At 71.5% G+C, this 16,496-nt stretch carries 15 protein-coding genes; 12 read left to right on the plus strand and 3 right to left on the minus strand.

Features of this window, described 5'->3' with window-relative positions; genetic code table 11:
- From ACWD6P_RS12105 to ACWD6P_RS12125, 5 genes are all read left to right on the plus strand, one after another.
- A partial coding sequence (locus tag ACWD6P_RS12105) for a hypothetical protein (protein WP_451443948.1) occupies positions 1-792 on the plus strand: 792 nt, incomplete at its 5' end.
- Between the two features lie 140 nt (positions 793-932).
- Positions 933-2,510, plus strand: a complete 1,578-nt coding sequence (locus tag ACWD6P_RS12110; protein WP_451443949.1) for a phage tail sheath family protein — start codon at positions 933-935, stop codon at positions 2,508-2,510.
- 95 nt (positions 2,511-2,605) lie between these two features.
- The gene (locus ACWD6P_RS12115; RefSeq protein ID WP_042160544.1) at positions 2,606-3,049 is read left to right on the plus strand and encodes a phage tail protein; all 444 of its coding nucleotides are present in this window, start codon (positions 2,606-2,608) and stop codon (positions 3,047-3,049) included.
- Positions 3,049-3,462 carry a hypothetical protein gene (locus ACWD6P_RS12120; RefSeq protein WP_451443950.1) on the plus strand — a complete coding sequence of 138 codons (414 nt, stop codon included), beginning with the start codon at positions 3,049-3,051 and terminating at the stop codon, positions 3,460-3,462. Before ACWD6P_RS12115 ends, ACWD6P_RS12120 begins: the two co-directional genes overlap by 1 nt.
- Positions 3,459-3,617, plus strand: a complete 159-nt coding sequence (locus ACWD6P_RS12125; protein WP_451443951.1) for a DUF6760 family protein — start codon at positions 3,459-3,461, stop codon at positions 3,615-3,617. The genes ACWD6P_RS12120 and ACWD6P_RS12125 overlap by 4 nt, the downstream gene beginning before the upstream one ends.
- An 839-nt stretch (positions 3,618-4,456) precedes the next feature.
- Here the strand turns inward: ACWD6P_RS12125 and ACWD6P_RS12130 are convergent.
- A complete protein-coding gene (locus ACWD6P_RS12130) occupies positions 4,457-4,855 on the minus strand; it encodes a hypothetical protein (RefSeq protein ID WP_451443952.1) in 399 nt (132 codons plus the stop codon).
- 1,708 nt (positions 4,856-6,563) lie between these two features.
- On the opposite strand from ACWD6P_RS12130, the gene ACWD6P_RS12135 reads away from it, so the two are divergent.
- The 7 genes from ACWD6P_RS12135 to ACWD6P_RS12165 all read left to right on the plus strand — a co-directional run bounded on the left by ACWD6P_RS12135 (position 6,564) and on the right by ACWD6P_RS12165 (position 14,236).
- Entirely contained in the window at positions 6,564-7,001 is a 438-nt protein-coding gene (locus tag ACWD6P_RS12135; RefSeq protein WP_451443953.1) for a phage tail protein, read from the plus strand.
- 1 nt (position 7,002) lies between these two features.
- Positions 7,003-7,833 carry a CIS tube protein gene (locus ACWD6P_RS12140; protein ID WP_451443954.1) on the plus strand — a complete coding sequence of 277 codons (831 nt, stop codon included), beginning with the start codon at positions 7,003-7,005 and terminating at the stop codon, positions 7,831-7,833.
- 16 nt (positions 7,834-7,849) lie between these two features.
- Entirely contained in the window at positions 7,850-9,769 is a 1,920-nt protein-coding gene (locus ACWD6P_RS12145; RefSeq protein ID WP_451443955.1) for a VgrG-related protein, read from the plus strand.
- Between the two features lie 86 nt (positions 9,770-9,855).
- Positions 9,856-10,305, plus strand: coding sequence for a GPW/gp25 family protein (locus ACWD6P_RS12150; RefSeq protein ID WP_451443956.1), 450 nt, complete (start codon positions 9,856-9,858; stop codon positions 10,303-10,305).
- A complete protein-coding gene (locus ACWD6P_RS12155; RefSeq protein ID WP_451443957.1) occupies positions 10,305-12,317 on the plus strand; it encodes a putative baseplate assembly protein in 2,013 nt (670 codons plus the stop codon). The genes ACWD6P_RS12150 and ACWD6P_RS12155 overlap by 1 nt, the downstream gene beginning before the upstream one ends.
- Positions 12,314-12,871 carry a phage tail protein gene (locus ACWD6P_RS12160; protein ID WP_451443958.1) on the plus strand — a complete coding sequence of 186 codons (558 nt, stop codon included), beginning with the start codon at positions 12,314-12,316 and terminating at the stop codon, positions 12,869-12,871. The genes ACWD6P_RS12155 and ACWD6P_RS12160 overlap by 4 nt, the downstream gene beginning before the upstream one ends.
- Positions 12,872-12,874: 3 nt before the next feature.
- Positions 12,875-14,236 carry an NADase-type glycan-binding domain-containing protein gene (locus ACWD6P_RS12165; protein WP_451443959.1) on the plus strand — a complete coding sequence of 454 codons (1,362 nt, stop codon included), beginning with the start codon at positions 12,875-12,877 and terminating at the stop codon, positions 14,234-14,236.
- Positions 14,237-14,326: 90 nt separating this feature from the next.
- Here ACWD6P_RS12165 and ACWD6P_RS12170 read toward each other — a convergent pair whose 3' ends face one another.
- Both ACWD6P_RS12170 and ACWD6P_RS12175 read right to left on the minus strand, forming a co-directional pair.
- On the minus strand, positions 14,327-15,742 hold the full coding sequence (locus ACWD6P_RS12170; protein ID WP_451443960.1) for a DEAD/DEAH box helicase: 1,416 nt from the start codon (positions 15,740-15,742) through the stop codon (positions 14,327-14,329).
- Between the two features lie 269 nt (positions 15,743-16,011).
- Positions 16,012-16,383, minus strand: a complete 372-nt coding sequence (locus tag ACWD6P_RS12175; protein WP_451443961.1) for a peptidoglycan-binding domain-containing protein — start codon at positions 16,381-16,383, stop codon at positions 16,012-16,014.
- Positions 16,384-16,496 lie beyond the last annotated feature (113 nt).

Genomic DNA, 16,496 nt, shown 5'->3' on the forward strand with positions numbered 1-16,496 from the left:
GCCCACCTTCCTCCGGTGGTTCCCACCGCCGTCAAGACCGGTTCGTCGAATCCGGATCACATGGCAGTGGACCTTTCTGAGGGTGAGCAGATCCATCGCCTCGCGCAGGTCCGCCGGCGGCTCTCCGTGCGCGGGACGCACCAAGAGCTTGACGGGTTCCGCAATCGCCAGAAGATGGTGAACCCCTTCACACACCAGCCGACCGGGAATTCCTACTCCATCGGCCATACCGGAAACTTCGTCCTGGGCGGCCCCCAGGAAGGCGACTACGAGGCGCTCTTCGAACGCGCCGGGAACAGTACCGGCCTGTCCGAAGCGGAACTCGCCAAGCACTTCATCCGGGCCCTGACCGAGCCGGGATACGCATTCGACGGAATGAGCGAGGAGGGCCGCAAGTACTGCGCGAAGGTGGTCGCCATCATTCAGGGCGCGGAATTCCGCCGTGCCGCGGCCAACCCGACCGTGGCGATCGCCGCCTTCAACCAGGTCGTCACCGGCGCCGCCGGAACGCTGCACGAGGCCTTCAACCGGTACGCCATCTTCGCCAAGGCCAAGGGGAACTCCGCCACCGGCGGCTCCAAGGACTCCCAGTTCCACCGCGATGCGGAGGTGGACCAGGAAGACGGGGACTTCAAGAGGCGAGCGGTCAACGAGTACCAGGCACTCGCCGAGCTGGTCTCCGCCAACGGCTTCGACCCGAACGAGGAGGAAGAGTTCTACAAGGGCTGCGACGAGATCGCGGCCACCTCGATGAGCTCCCTCACCGCCACGTTCGCGTACACGGTTTCCTGATCCTCATCGCCGTCCATTCCACCGCCACCGCCCTCGCGCGGCACGAGAAATATCCCAGCAGCTCGACAGGCAAACGAACAAACGAATAGCTCAAGAAACAACCGAATCGGCCAGTTCGCATATCCAGGGAGTAACAGAACATGCCCACCTACCTGTCCCCCGGCGTCTACGTCGAGGAAGTCGCCAGCGGGTCGCGGCCCATCGAAGGGGTCGGGACGTCGGTGGCGGCCTTTGTGGGGCTCGCTCCCACCGGTCCGCTCAACGAGCCGACGCTGGTGACGAACTGGTCCCAGTACGTGGCCGCCTTCGGGGAGTTCACGGACGGGTACTACCTCGCGCACGCCGTGTACGGGTTCTTCAACAACGGGGGCACGGCCGCGTATGTCGTACGGGTGGGCGGTTCCGGCACCGGAGAGTCGCGGGGCGCCGGGTCCCCTGAGGCGCCCAGGGCGCTGACGGCAGGAGAGCCGGCCGCGCTCGGGGCCTTCAAGGTCGCGGCGATCGCGGCTGGTTCCGCCGCCGGCGGGGCGCTCACCATCGAGGTGCAGGACGTCGAGGGCGAGGGCAGCGCCGACCGGTTCAAGCTGGTCGTCAGGGACGGCGACAAGGTCGTCGAGAGCTTCGACGTCAGCGCGAAGAAGAGCTCGCGGAACTACGTCGTCGCGCTGGTGAAGCAGCGCTCCAAGGCGATCGTCATCGAGGAGGCCGTCCCGGCGGGCCAGGTGACGAAGCCGGACGCCCAGAGCCTCACACTGGCCCCGCCCACCCCGGCGCCCACGCCCGCCGCCGGAAACGGCACTGTCGAGCAGCTCGCCTCCGGCCAGTTCATCGGCGACTCCGCCGACCGCACCGGCTTCGGCGGCCTGGAGGCGCTCGACGAGGTCAACATGGTCGCCGTACCCGACCTGATGGCCGCCTATCAGCAGGGCCTGATCGACCTGGAGCAGGTCAAGGCCGTCCAGCTGGGCCTGATCGCGCACTGCGAGCTGATGGGCGACCGGATGGCGGTCCTGGACCCGCCGCCGGCGCTCAACGCCCGCGACATCCGCAAGTGGCGCCAGGAGATCGCGGGCTACGACTCCCGCTACGCCGCGCTCTACTACCCGTGGATCAAGGCCTTCGACCCGGCCACGGGCCAGACCCGTACCATCCCGCCGTCCGGGCACATGGCCGGTGTGTGGGCCCGTAACGACTCCGAGCGTGGCGTCCACAAGGCCCCGGCGAACGAAATCGTCCGTGGGGCGGTCGACTTGGAGCTGCAGATCACCCGCGGCGAGCAGGATCTGCTCAACCCGGTCGGCGTGAACTGCATCCGGGCCTTCCCCGGACGCGGAATCCGGGTGTGGGGCGCACGGACCATGGCCTCCGACCCGGCCTGGCGCTACCTGAACGTACGGCGCTACTTCAACTACCTGGAGGAGTCGATTCTCATCGGCACCCAGTGGGTGGTTTTCGAGCCGAACGACGAGGCGCTGTGGGCCCGCATCCGGCGCAATATCTCGGCTTTTCTGGTGAACGAGTGGCGCTCGGGCGCATTGTTCGGGCAGCGGCCCGAGGACGCGTTCTATGTGAAATGCGACGCGGAGACCAACCCGGTCGAGTCCGTCGACCTGGGGCGGGTCGTATGCGAGATCGGCATCGCGCCCGTCAAGCCCGCCGAGTTCGTGGTCTTCCGGCTGGCCCAGTTCTCGGGCGGTGGCGGAGAGCTGGAGGAGTAACAAGAGTAACCGAAGCCAGCCATCTCCTCCTCCCCCCTCCCCCTCCCCCTCTCCCGTCATCACGTTTCCTCATCCCACAACAGGAGTGAACCACCTTGTCCCTTCAGCCCGGTGACGCCCTCACCTCACACAATTTCGGCCTGCAGATCGACGGCGTGATGGTCGAATACCTGCAGGAGGTCAGCGGACTGACCATGGAGCAGGACGTCATCGAATACCAGCAGGTCTCGGCGGACGGAAAGCCCGTCGTGAAGAAGATGCCCGGCACGAAGAAGGCCGGTGAATGCACGGTGACCCGCGGTATGACGCAGAGCAGCGCGTTCAGCGAGTGGATCAACAAGTCCATTGCGGGCGACATGGGTTCGGCCCGCAAGAACGCCACGATCATGATGATGGACTACCAGAACAACCCCGTGAAGCGTTACAACATGCGCAATGCCTGGTGCAGCAAGGTCGAGACCAGCGGGGTCAAGGCAGGCGACGCCGCCGCGCTGACCGAGCAGGTCACCATCGTCTTCGAAGAGCTGGTCATCGAGTAATGCGGCGCGACGGTCCGGCGGGGGCGCAACAGCAACGCGAGCCGCTGCGTACGGAATTCGAGTTCGAGCTGCCGCGCGGATTCGTGGACGAGTCGGGGACGGTCCACCGAAACGGCGCGATGCGGCTCGCAACGGCACGGGACGAACTGATCCCGCTGCGGGATGTGCGTGTGCGCGAGAATCCGGCGTATCTGTCGGTCGTGCTGCTGGGCCGGGTCATCACCCGGCTCGGGACGCTCGCGTCCGTGCACGACGGGACGGTGGAGAACATGTTCGCCTCCGATCTGGCCTTTCTGCAGGACTTCTACCGGCAGATCAATGCGGAGGGCCACACGCGCGCCGCGGTGTCCTGCCCGCACTGCGAGGAGTCCTTCGAAGTGGAACTGGCCGGGAGCCGCCTGGGGGAATCGTGACGTACGCGACCGGGCGCATCGAGGAGGAAGTCGCCTATCTCGCCTACCACTTCCACTGGGGCATCGACGACATCCTCGACCTCGAACACGCCGACCGGCGCGCGTACGTGTCACAGATCGCCGCCCTGGTGGAGCGGGCTGAAGGGGAGCAGTGACGGAGGATGGGGTTGTTCAGGCGGCGACGGGGGTCGCGAAGTGCCAAGGGAACGCAGCGTGCGCATGAGCCTGCGCTCGGGGCGGCTGCGGCTGCGGCTGCCTCTGCCGGGAGCGCGGACGGTGGTGGTCGCGGCGGAGGTGGCGGTGGCTGTGGCGGCTGGTCTGCCACGCCCCCCATCCAGCGCGTCCTGGCGACGCCCCACACCATCGCGGAGGCCGGCTTCGCCGCGTCGCTGAGCACACACCGCAACCCGTCCTTCGGAGGGGAGCTGGGGCACGACGTCCGTGCCACGGCACCCGGTGGTGTGCTGCACAACGCCCTGGTGCCGGTCACCGGCCACCCCCTCGACCTCGGGCTACCGACCCTGCGGCTTCCGGTCGCAGGGCGGACCGACGAACCCGCGGCCGGTAGCACGGGGGCAGCTTCTGCGTTCGCAGCTGTGCCGGGCGTGGGTGCGGGGGCGGGGTGGGGCTTTGGCGTGGGGCGAGGCGTTGGGGCTGCGCCAGGACCGGGGGCTGACGCGGGTGTGGGGCGAGGCGTTGGGGCTGGGGCAGGCGCGGAGAACCGGGATGGGGTGCGTACGGAGAACCGGCGGGCGGCACGTACGGAGAGCCGGGGTGCGGAAAGTACCGAGAGTCGGGGTGCCGCACGTACCGAGGCCCAGGGTGCGGAACGTACCGAGAGTCGGGGTGCGGCACGTACCGAGACGCGAGGTGCCGTACGCGGCGAGACGCGAGGTGCCGTACGCGGCGCGGCCCGAAGCGCGGTCGCCGTGCAGAGGGCAGCCGCGGTGCCGGGCGCGCCGAGTACCGCCGCCTCTGCCGTGCGCGCGCCTGGTCAACCGGCGTCGGGGGGCGAGCTGTCGTCCGCGACCCCACGGAACGACGTGCCGGGCGCAGTGCCGGTCACGTCGCCGAGCACGCCATCGCGCGGCGCGGCGTCCGAGCCGTCCGAGCCGTCCGAGCCGTCCGGGCCGTCCGGGCCGTCCGGGCCGTCCGGGCCGTCCGCCGCGTCGCCTACCACGCCGCCTGCCAGGCCATCTGCCAAGCCGTCCGTCACGCCGACCGCCATGCCGCCCCTCACTCCGTCGGACGCCCTCCCCTCGGCTCTGCCCGTAGCCAGGCCCGTACGGAAGGCCGTCGGCGCGCGATCCCCGCTCACCTCGACCGGTGAGGTCGCGCTGCCGCCGCGCCGGCTGCGGCCGGCCACCCCGTCGCGTACGCGGAGCAGCGTCACCGTCCCCTCCCCCGCTCCCACCGCGCCTTCCGCTCCCACCGCGCCCTCGCCACGCACCGAAGCGCCATCGGCGCCGACGGCCACAGCGGATCCGGCAACGGCTCCCCCAGTCACTCCCGTCTCCCCCCGCACCCCGACCACCGAACCGCCGGGCGACAGTGCGGCACCAGCCCCCACCGCTGTCGTCCCCCGCCGACCGATCGCCCCGAGCCCGACCGCGAGCGACGGCGAACGAACGCCCCGGCCGGTGCAGCGGGCAGGTGGACAGGCTGCCCAACGGCTCGTGCGGCGGACCGCAAAAACAAGTGGTCAGCGCCTGGGACTTGGAGCTCCGCTGCCCCCGAATGGAGAGACCAGCAACCCGGTCAAGGGCATTGCGGCCGACGCACAGCCGGTCCAGCCGTCGACCGATGACGGCCGTACGCCGAGCCCCGGCCCGTCCGCGCAACCCGCGGTCCCACACAAGCCACTGATCGGCGCACCGGCCGAGTCCACCGCGATCCGTCGGCAGGACGCTGCACCGGCGCGTACACCCACGGCAACACCAACATCAACGCCAGCGCCAGCGCCAGCGCCAGCGCCAACACCGCTACCGGCCCCGGCCCCGGCCCCGGTGCAGCGTTCCGCGACGGCCATCGAACCGTCTGCCCCCGGGCCATTGACGACGACCCATACATCGGTGAGCCATACCTCGGAGAGCCACACCCAGGAATCCCGTACGCCGACGAAGCGAGTGCTGACAACCAGCGTCCCTCGTCGACCTCTCGCCGCTCCCCTCGTCGCCGCCCGCCGAGCACCGCTCGCGTCGGAACGTGCACTCGCCCCGGTCGCCCCCGTCGCCCCGCAACCTTCCACCGGGCAGAGGGCGGAGCCCGGTGGCCCCGCGGCGGTGCAGCGATCAACCGTGCAGGCCGCAGCACCCGCCGTCCCCCTACGGCGAGCGTCGAGCCCGGCTCACACGGACAGCACAGCTGGCACAGCGGGATCCGTGCCCCGACGTGCGGGTCTCCCGGCCGTCGCCCTACAGAAACCGGCATCAGCACCCGCACCGGCACGGACACCGAGCCCCTCGCGCGCTCCGTCTCGTCCGACCCGGACCGCACCGGCCGTCCCCAGCATGCCCATGGTGCGGCGTGCCCCGACCGCCTCCAGTGCCCCGGCCCCGCCCCCAACGCCGACCCCCAAGCCCTTCGCGTCAACCACGCCCCCCGGTTCCCCTCCAGCAGGAACCATCCGTCCGATCCAGCGCGCCCCCAGGTCCTCCCCAACCGTCCCCACACCACCAACACCCACACCACCAACCCCCGCAGAAGCCACCCCGAAAACCACCACGAAACCCACCCCGAACAGCTCCCCACCTCCCCCCAGAACCACCCCCACCACCCCCATAACCCCTACCGAACCCACCACCCCCACCACTCCCCCCACCCCCACCAACCCCACCGACCCCGCCGCCCTAGACGCGCTCGCGCGTCGGCTCGTGGCGCCGCTCTCTCGGCTGCTCCGGGCCGAGTTGCGTGGCGACCGCGAGCGCATCGGCCGACTGCGCGATCACGGCCGCTGACCCGCACCGTCCCGCATCCATCCCACCCGTCCCACCCGCGTTCCCGCTCTCCCATCCCACCCGCGTTCCCGCTCTCCCGTCCCACCCGCGTTCCCGCTCCAGCCCCGACCGGCCCGCCGCCGCCTCACCGAAAGACCACCCACCATGCCCCAGGCCCAGGACCCCGGTTCCACCGTCTTCTTCAAGCTGACCATCGACGGCCAGGACCTCGGCCTGTTCAACGGATGTGACGGCCTGGCCTCCGAGGTGCAGGTGGAGCAGCGGCAGGAGGGCGGCAACAACGGTTTTGTCTGGCAGTTGCCCACTCGCGTGACGTTCTCCACGATCCGTCTCACCCGTCCCCTCACCGCCGACACCTCCCGTGTGGCCGCCTGGATCTCGTCCCTCGCCACCGGCATCAGCAGGCCCACCGCGCAGATCGCCGCACTGCGCGCCGATGGCTCGGTCGTCGCGCAGTGGGGGCTCGTGGAGGTGCTGCCCGTGCGCTGGCAGGGGCCGAGTCTGGATCCGGCCAGCCCGGGCGTGGCGACCGAGACGCTGGAGATCGCGCACCACGGATTCACCGACGCGGGAGGTGCCTGAGGTGGCCGCACCGACCGGCGGGAAGGCGGGCGCGAGCCTCGTACGGGCCGCCCTCGCGATCCACCAGCCCCCCACCGACCTCGGCGGCTCCATCGGCGGACGCATCGGTGAGGTGGAGTTCCAGTTCAACCCCACCCAGTTGCAACTCGGTCGGGAGGCGGAGTGGCACACCCAGACCGCGGTCGCCTATACGCGCGGGGCGCCGCCCAAGTTCACCGGTACCCGGCCCGCCACGCTCCAGCTGGAGGTGTTCCTGGACGCCTCCGGCACCCCGAATTCCGGAAAGGTGCAGAAGCAGATCGAACTGCTGCTGTCCTGCTGCGAGGTGACGGCGCAGAGCGTCAATTCCAAGCGTCCGTCACCACCCTGGGTGCGCTTTTCCTGGGGGTCGTTCAACACGGTTCAGTTCGTGGCGTACGTGACGAGCGTCAGCGCCACGTACACCCTCTTCAACCCGACCGGCGAGCCGATCCGCGCCACCTGCACGCTGTCCCTCACCGAAGTGGCCATGCCCACCAAGGGGCAGAACCCCACCTCCGGAGCGCTCTCCGCGCGTCGTATCCACCGCACGGTCGCGGGCGACTCGCTCGCGTCGCTGGCCTGGCGGGAGTACGGGGACGCGACCCGTTGGCGGCTGATCGCGGAGGCGAACGAGATCGACGATCCGATGCGGCTTCGGCCGGGCACGGAGCTGCTGCTGCCCGCCGCCGACGAAGACCCTCCCGAGGCCCCTCCCGAGGTCCGTCCCGGGGCCCCTCCCGAAGACCGGCCGCAAGGCCCTCCCGCGCACCGTCCCACCGGCCACCCCACAACCCACGAGGCCGCCCGATGACCAGCGAGAACATCCGATGAGTGAGAAGACGTACACCAGCGTCCTGTACGCCGAGATCGGCGGCACGCCGCTGCCCGACAAGCTCGCCGCCCTCCTCATCGCAGGCTGGGTGGACGCGAGCGTCAATGTGCCGTCCGCCTTCGAGCTCACCTTCAGCGACGCCGGATCGGACATCCTCAAGACCTTCCCGCAGATGAAGGTCGGCGCGAAGGCGGTGCTGTCGCCCTTCACGGACGGGCAGCGCGGCACCCCCATGCTGACCGGCGAGGTCACCGCGCTCGAAGTCGACGCGGACGCGAGCGGCAAGTACCTGGTCGTACGGGGCTACGACCCTGGGCACCGGCTGCTGCGCAATCGCCGCGTCGCCGGCTACCCCAACATGACCGCGAGCGACATCGTGCGCCGTCTCGCCGGCCTCAACAAGCTCTCCCTCGGCAAGGTCGAGGCCACCCGCACGGTCTACGAGCTGGCCACCCAGCCCAATGTCACCGACTGGGACTTTCTGACCCGCCTCGCCCAGGAGAACGACGCCCATCTCTCCTTCGACCCGCAGGGCAAGCTGCGGTTCGGCAGGCTCGCCCCGGCCGCGTCCGCGCCCGCCGACAGCACACCGGCCGCGCAGAGTCCGTACGTCCTGGAGTTCGGCCACAACGCGCTGCACAGCCGGATCGCCGTCACGGCCGCCGGGCAGGTCGACAAGGCGGGGGCACGCGGCTGGGACATGCGGGCCAAGCGTGCGCTGTCCGCGCGGTCCCCGGCAGCGGCGAGCAAGGACATCGTCGCGGACATCGGTCCCGCGGCGCTCAGCAAGCCCTTCGGGGCGGCCGAACTCACCGCCACGGACGTTCCGTTCACCTCCCAGGCCCAGGTCACCCATGCCGCGCGTGCGCTCGCCGACGACGTGGCGAGCTCCTTCGCGGAGCTGGAGGTGGCGGTCACCGGGAATCCGCAGCTGAAGCCGGGCCAACCGGTCGCGCTCAAGGGCGCCGGTTTTCCCTTCGAGGGGAAGTACACGGCGACCGGCGTCCGTCATGTCTTCGAGTCCGGGCGGCAGTTCACCACCTGGCTGACCGTCTCGGGGCGGCAGTTCCGGTCGCTGTACGGGCTCGCCTCCGGCGGCGCGGACCCGGCGCCGCCCATGCCGGGCGTGGCCATGGCCCTGGTCAGCAATGCCAAGGACCCGCTGAAGCTGGGCCGGGTCAGGCTGCGCTTCCCCTGGCTGTCGGACACGTACGAGAGCGACTGGTGCCGGGTCGCGCAGCTGGGCGGCGTACGGGGCGGCGGCCTGATCCTGCCCGAGGTCGGCGACGAGGTGCTGTGCGCCTTCGACCGGGGCTCGCTGGAGCATCCGTACGTCCTGGCCGGGCTGTACAACGGCATCGACAAGCCGACGCCCAACACGGACGGGCTGCAGCCGGTGGACCCGACCAGCGGCCGGGTCAACTGGCGCTCCATCGCCTCGCGCAGCGGTCACACCGTCGAGCTCGTCGACGCCAAGTCCCGTATGAAGAGCGGCATCCGGCTGCAGACCGGCAACGGCAAGCTCACCGTCCACATGGACCAGACGCGCACCCAGGTCACCATCCGCAGCGACGGCTCCGTCTCCATCACCGGGACCCGGAACGTGAGCATCAAGGCGGGCGGCAATCTGTCGCTCACCGCGGGGGGTTCGCTGACGATGAGCGCCGGCGGGGCGGTCGACATCAAGGCGGGCGCGAAGTTCGGCGTCGCGGCGGGCGCCGTGGCGGACATCAACGCGACCGGCGCCATCAGCCTCAAGTCGGCCGGCGCGGTGGCCGTCAACTCGGTCGGTGCGGTCTCCGTCAGCGCGGTCGGCGCGGTGGCCGTCAACGCGGGCGCCGCGGCAGCCATCAGCTCGCCGGCCACGGTCGCGCTGAACGCACCGGCCGTCCTGCGCAACGGCATTCCTTTCTAACGGCATTCCTTTCTAGGGGTCTAGAGGTCTAGGGACTTGAGGAGGTTGAGGGAGATGCATCTCAAGGGGCAAGGGGGGCACCGGAGATGAGTGAACAGTTCGTCGGCGCGGGCTGGGCCTTTCCGCTGCGTACGGACGCGGGCGGCGGTATCGCGCTGGCCCGCCGCGAGCGCGAGGTCGAGGAGTCGATCCGGCTCGTTCTCGCCACCGCGCCCGGCGAGCGGCCGATGCGGCCGGAGTTCGGCTGCGCCGTCCACGACTTGGTGTTCGCCCCGGTCAACGAGGCGACGGCCGGGCGCATCCGCTACGAGGTGCGGTCCTCGCTGGACCGTTGGGAGCCCCGTATCGAGGTCCAGGACGTCGAGGTCAGTCCGGCGCCCGACGATCCGTCCGTGCTGTTCATCGACGTGCGCTACAGCGTGCGCGGCACCAACAATCCGCGCAGCCTCGTCTTCCCCTTCTATGTGATCCCGTCCACGGAGTCCGCCGCCACCGGGTCCCTTGCGTCCCTCGCGTCCACCGAAAGCGAAGCCTGATGGCCCTGCCCGCACCCCATCTCGACGACCGGCGCTTTCAGCAGTTCGTCGACGACGCCAAGCGCTACATCCAGCAGCGCTGCCCCGAGTGGACCGACCACAACGTCTCGGACCCCGGAGTGACCCTCATCGAGGCCGTCGCGCACATGGCCGACCAGATCGTCTACCGGCTCAACCGGGTGCCGGAGAAGAACCATCTGGCCTTCCTCGACCTGCTGGGCGTCACCCTCTTCCCGCCCTCCGCCGCCCGCGCCGACGTCACCTTCTGGCTCTCCGCCCCGCAGCCCGAGCCGGTCGTACTGCCCGCCGGGACGGAGGTGGCCACCGGCCGGACCGAGACCGAGGAGGCGGTGGTCTTCGCCACCGAGGACGATCTGACCGTCGTGCCGTGCGAACTGGCCGCCGTACTGCGGCAGGAGGCGGGCACCACCCCCGAGGACTGCGGCCAGGACATCTTCGGCGGTCGCGATGTGGCCGTCTTCGCGGCCGCCCCGCAGCCGGGCGACACCCTGCTGTTCGGGCTGTCGGCGGCGGTGCCGCGGTGCGCGGCCGTACTGCTGCTGGACAGCCGGGTGGACGGCGTCGGCGTCGACCCGCGCCAGCCGCCGCTGCGCTGGGAGGCATGGACCGCCGACGGATGGACGCAGTGCGAGGTCTCGGAGGACTCCACCGGCGGCCTCAACCGGCCCGGCGAGGTCGTACTGCACGTCCCGGCCGGGCACACCGTCTCCCGCATCGGCAGGACGGATGCCGCGTGGCTGCGCTGCCGGGTCGTCGAGGCCGCGCCCGGCCAGCCGTTCTACAGCGCCTCACCGACCGTGCGGTCCGCCTCCGCGTTCACCATCGGGGGCACCACGACCGTCGCGCACGCCGTCGTGGTGAAGGACGAGCCGCTCGGTGAATCCGCGGGCGTGCCCGGCCAGCGGATGCGGCTGGCGCACGCGCCCGTCGTCGCCGACCGCCCGCCGCTGCGGCTGGAGGTCTCGGAGGGGGACGGCTGGCAGGAGTGGCAGGTCGTCCCCGACTTCGCGGCCTCCGGCCCGCACGACCGGCACATCACGCTGGACGAGGCGACCGGCGAGATCGCCTTCGGCCCTTCGGTGCGCCAACCGGACGGTTCGGTGCGGCAGTTCGGGGCCGTACCGGTCAAGGGTGCGGCGATACGGGCCCCGTACTACCGCACCGGCGGCGGGCGTGCGGGCAATGTGGCGCGCGGTGCGATCCAGGCGCTGCGCAGCTCGATTCCGTACGTGGCGCGCGTCGAGAACCGTGAGGCGGCGCGCGGTGGGGTCGATGGCGAGACGGTGCAGGAGGCGAAGGTCCGCGCGCCGATCACGCTGCGCGCGCAGGAACGGGCCGTGACGGCCCGCGACTACGAGGAATTGGCGCGGCGCGCGGCGCCCGAGGCCGCCCGGATCGCCTGTCTCGCGGTCGATCCCGCCGAGCGGTCGACGGGCGCCACGAACAGTGCGCCGGGAGCGGGCGCCGGTGACAACGGCCGGACCGGCGAGAACGCCGTCCGGGTCCTGGTCGTCCCCCAGGCCGTCCCCGACCGCGGCGGCCGGCTCCGCTTCGAACAGCTGGTACCGGGTGAGGAACTCCTCGGCCGGGTCACGCAGTTCCTCGACGAGCGCCGCCCGGTGGGCACCCGCCTCGCGGTCGGCCCGCCCTTCTACCAAGGCGTCACGGTCGTCGCGACGCTGCACTCCTTCCGTGCGGCGCGGGCCGACCGCGTTCGTGCGGAGGCGCTGGACGCGCTCTACGCCTACCTCGACCCGCTGACCGGCGGAGCCCATGGCGACGGCTGGCCCTTCGGGCGCCCGCTGCGTTCCGGTGAGATCTTCGCGGCCCTGCAGCGCGTACCCGGTGTGGAGCTCGTCGACGAGGTCCTCCTGCACCCCGCCGACCCGCTCACCGGCCGCCGCGGCGACGCCACCGACCGCATCGAACTCTCCCGCTCGGCGCTCCTGTTCCCCTTCGACCACCGCGTCCGTGTGATCGAGGCCCGATGAGGGGCACACCCGCGGGGATGGCCTCCCCGCACCCCCTGGGCGGGCAGCTCCCCGCCGTCTACGCCGACGACGACTTCGCCCAGCGCTTCGTCGAGGGCCTCGATGTCGTACTCGCCCCGCTCTTCAACGTCCTGGACTGCCTGGAGAGCTACTTCACGCCCGCGCTCGCGCCCGAGGACTTCGTCGACTGGCTGACCACGTGGGTCGGCACCGAACTCGACGGGACGGAACCACTGGCCACCCGCCGCCGCGCGGTGGCCACGGCCGTCTCGCTGCACCGCGTACGCGGCACCCGGCGCGGCCTGTCGGACGCCGTCCAACTGGCCTTCGGAGTAGCCCCGGAGATCTCCGAGAGCGGCGGCGCGACCTGGTCCGCGCGCCCTCTCGGCCCCTTCCCGGGCTCGCCGCACCCCGGCCTGCGGGTGACCCTGCGGGTCCGCGACCCCGCCGCCGTCGACCCGCACCGTCTGCACGCCATCGTCGCAGCCGCCCGCCCCGCACACCTCCCTTTCACGGCCGAGGTGACCCACCCGCTCACCCCTGAAGGAACCTGACCCATGCCCACCGACCACACCATCTGCCCCGACTGCGGCGCCCCCGCTCCCCAGACAGGCCAGTCCTTCTGCGACTCCTGCGGAGCCTTCCTGCGCTGGGACCGACCGGCGGCGCCGTCTCCCACGTCTCCCACGACAGATCCGGACCGTACGGCCGGCGCGCCCCCACCGGCTCCCGCAACCCCCGCGACGAGGGCCCCGGAACCCAGCCCCGGCCCGAACACCCCGCCCGGCCCCGCACCGTCCGGCACCACCACACCCCCCGCCACACCCCCCGCACCCCCCACTGCTCCCCCAGCCGCTACGCAGGGCGCCGGCGCAGCCCCGACCGCCCCGCTCCCGCCGGCCGCCACGAACGACGCGTACGCGGGCCCGCCCCAGCCCAGTCCGGCCAGCCCAGAAAGCGAGCACGGTCCAGAAGGCCAGCACGGCCCGGACAGCCAGAACGGTCCGGACAGCCAGATCGGCCGAAGCGGCCAGAGCGGCCCGGGCGCGCCCCGTCCGGCCGGCGGCAGGGGCGTCTCCGACACCGGCATCCGCGCCCTCCTGGTCCCCGTACCGGGCGCCTCCGCCACCCCGCCTCCCGAGGCACCCGGCAGCGTGCTGCCGGGCCGTCCCGATGCGGCCCGGCCCCGCGTCCGTACTCCGCAGGCGGCCCCCCAGCCCGAGCACGGCGCACCGTGCCGGAGCTGCGGAACGCTCAACGAGCCGAGGCGGCACTTCTGCCGGAGCTGCGCCACCCCGCTCGCCGACGCCGCGCCCGACACCGCCGAAGGCCCGTACGCCGGGCAGCGCCCGCGGCTGAACCGCGACCGGACCCGGTGGATCACCCGGGCGGTGGTGGCGGCGGTGATCGCGGCCGTCGTGGTCGGGGCGATCATCGGGGTCCCACCGGCCGCCCGGGCCGTACAGGACCACTTCGCCAAGCGCGTCCCCGTACCCGCCGCCAGCTGGAAGGCATCGCACGCCGGCCCCGGCCACGCCGCGAAGCTCGCGTTCGACGGCTACTCCAACACCTGGTGGGGGACGGGCTATTCGGGCAGCTCGGACGGCCAGTACCTGGAGGCGGGATTCGGCCAGCCCACCGACCTGCTCAACGTTCTGATCACCCCCGGAGCCTCCGCACGCACCCCGCAGGCCGCCGACCCGGCCCGCCCACGCGAGTTCGACCTGATCGTGACCGACTCCGCGGGCAAGCGGCACATCTCGCACCCCCGGATCAATGACGGCGGGGTACAGAAGATCGATGTGGCCGTACGGAATGCGATGACCGTGCGGCTGGTGCTGCACTCCGCGTACGGCGCCACGGACGACAAGCAAGTGGCCGTCGCCGAGCTGGAGTTCTTCGGCCGGTCGACGAGATAGTCCCCGTCCCACGCGCCGTCCGAAAGATCGCAGCCCCTGCCCGGAAGAGGGCAGGGGCTGCGATGACGGGCAGATGACGGGCAGCAGCTCTCAGCCGCCGCGGCGTACCCGGGCCGCCTTGCGGGCCTCGGCAAGCTGACGGGCCTCGCTGGCCTTGCGGGACTTGCCGCCGGTGCCGCGGGAGGCGCCCTTGCTGGTGCCCAGGCCCCGGAAGGGGACGTTGGTGTTCTTGGCCCGGGGCGCGGCGGGCCCACCGTCGAGCGGGGTGCCGGAGGGGGCCTTGGCCCCGGTGATCCGGGTCAGCTCCGCCTCGCCCGAGCGCACCTTGGTGATCGTCGGCTCAATGCCGGCTTCGGCCATCAGCCGGCTCATCTCGCGGCGCTGGGCCGACAGCACCAGCGTGACGACGCTGCCGGACTCACCGGCCCGGGCAGTGCGGCCCGCGCGGTGCACATAGTCCTTGGGGTCGGTGGGCGGGTCGACGTTCACCACGAGATCGAGGTCGTCGACGTGCAAGCCACGGGCCGCGACATTGGTCGCCACCAGGACGGTGATCTGGCCGTTCTTGAACTGTGCGAGGGTCCGTGTGCGCTGCGGCTGGGACTTGCCGCTGTGCAGGGCCGCGGCGTGCACTCCGCTGGCCCGCAGATGCCGGGTGAGCTGGTCGACCGCGTGCTTGGTGTCCAGGAACAGCAGTACGCGGCCGTCGCGGGCGGCGATCTCCGTCGTGACGGCGTACCGGTCGGGGCCGTGGACGACCAGCACATGGTGATCCATCGTCGTGACCGCGCCCGCGGACTGGTCGACCGAGTGGACGACGGGGTCGTGGAGGTAGCTGCGGACCAGGTGGTCGACGTCGCGGTCCAGGGTGGCCGAGAACAGCATCCGCTGGCCGTCGCGGTGCACCTGGTCGAGCACCTCGGTGACTTGCGGCAGGAAACCCATGTCACACATCTGATCGGCCTCGTCGAGGACGGTGATCCGCACCCGTCCCAGGCGGCAGGCCCTGCGCTCGATGAGGTCGTGCAGGCGGCCAGGGGTGGCGACGACGACCTCGGCCCCGTCGCGCAGCGCAGCGGCCTGCCGGCCGATCGACATGCCGCCGACGACCGTGGCCATCCGCAGCCGAAGCGCGGCGGCATACGGGGCGAGCGCCTCGGATACCTGTTGGGCCAGCTCCCGGGTAGGCACCAGGATCAGGGCGAGGGGCTCCTTCGGCTCCGCGCGCCGCCCGGCCGTCCGTACGAGCAGCGGCAGGCCGAAGGCGAGCGTCTTGCCCGATCCCGTACGCCCGCGCCCCAGGACGTCGCGTCCCGCGAGGGCGTTGGGCAGCGTGGCCGCCTGGATCGGGAAAGGCTCGCGCACGCCGAGCTCGGTGAGCGTGCGCAGCACCTCGGCCGGCAGTTCCAGATCGGCGAAGGAGGCGACCGGGGGCACCGTCGGGGTGGGGGCCACTGGCTGGGCGGGGTCGCCGTGCGAGGTGCCGGGGCGGTCCGGGTGGTTCATGAAGAGCCTTCCGCATGGGGGACGTACCGAGGAAGGCCCGGCAGGACTGAGCAGCCGACGAACAAGGGGAACCGGACGGGCCGCATCGCCAGCCGTCACGACCGCGCAAACGTTTGATGGTAACACAAAGTGACATCCCACCCCGGCGCTGTGGCGCTGATCACTCCGCTCACTCCGCCTGCTTCGGTGACACGACTCAGCCAGCGGGTCCGATCCGGCATGTGCCGGGGTGGGGGCCTCCGAGGGCGTGGGGTTCGGCTGCTGCGGGGTCAAACCGCCCGCAGCGCGCCCCAGGTTTGCGGGCCGACGATGCCGTCCACCTGGAGGTTGTTCACGTCCTGGAAGTGCACGACCCAGCTCTCGGTGCGCGGGCCGAAGGCACCGTCGACGTCGAGGGCGTGGCCTCCGGACCAGACATTGATGAGGCACTGGATCTCCCTGACCCGGTCACCGCGGTCGCCGCGCTGGGTCGTGGCGGTGCCGTCGTAGTAGCCGCAGTGTGCGGCCGCCGACTTGGCGGCGGTGTGCGCCGGTGCGGATGGCGTGATCGCCGAGTGGGCGACGGCGGGTGCCGCAGCCAGCAGAAGTCCGGCCAGGGTGGCCGCTGCCACGGCTGCTGCGGTGCGTCGACGTGCGTACATGGGCTTTCCCCTCCTTTGGGCCACGCGTCACGGATGCGCGCGGCGATGCGACCGTTTGTCTGATCGCCGCACAGAGCCTGGCTCCGGGAACGGGCCGCCATGCGGCCGCCGCC

The sequence above is a fragment of the Streptomyces sp. NPDC002446 genome (assembly GCF_053595675.1).

Coding starts and splice junctions, on each gene's coding strand:
- ACWD6P_RS12110 (WP_451443949.1), top strand. CDS start 933: ATGCCCACCTACCTGTCCCCCGGCGTCTACGTCGAGGAAGTCGCCAGC.
- ACWD6P_RS12165 (WP_451443959.1), top strand. CDS start 12,875: ATGCCCACCGACCACACCATCTGCCCCGACTGCGGCGCCCCCGCTCCC.
- ACWD6P_RS12150 (WP_451443956.1), top strand. CDS start 9,856: ATGAGTGAACAGTTCGTCGGCGCGGGCTGGGCCTTTCCGCTGCGTACG.
- ACWD6P_RS12155 (WP_451443957.1), top strand. CDS start 10,305: ATGGCCCTGCCCGCACCCCATCTCGACGACCGGCGCTTTCAGCAGTTC.
- ACWD6P_RS12135 (WP_451443953.1), top strand. CDS start 6,564: ATGCCCCAGGCCCAGGACCCCGGTTCCACCGTCTTCTTCAAGCTGACC.
- ACWD6P_RS12160 (WP_451443958.1), top strand. CDS start 12,314: ATGAGGGGCACACCCGCGGGGATGGCCTCCCCGCACCCCCTGGGCGGG.
- ACWD6P_RS12170 (WP_451443960.1), bottom strand. CDS start 15,742: ATGAACCACCCGGACCGCCCCGGCACCTCGCACGGCGACCCCGCCCAG.
- ACWD6P_RS12175 (WP_451443961.1), bottom strand. CDS start 16,383: ATGTACGCACGTCGACGCACCGCAGCAGCCGTGGCAGCGGCCACCCTG.
- ACWD6P_RS12120 (WP_451443950.1), top strand. CDS start 3,049: ATGCGGCGCGACGGTCCGGCGGGGGCGCAACAGCAACGCGAGCCGCTG.
- ACWD6P_RS12145 (WP_451443955.1), top strand. CDS start 7,850: ATGAGTGAGAAGACGTACACCAGCGTCCTGTACGCCGAGATCGGCGGC.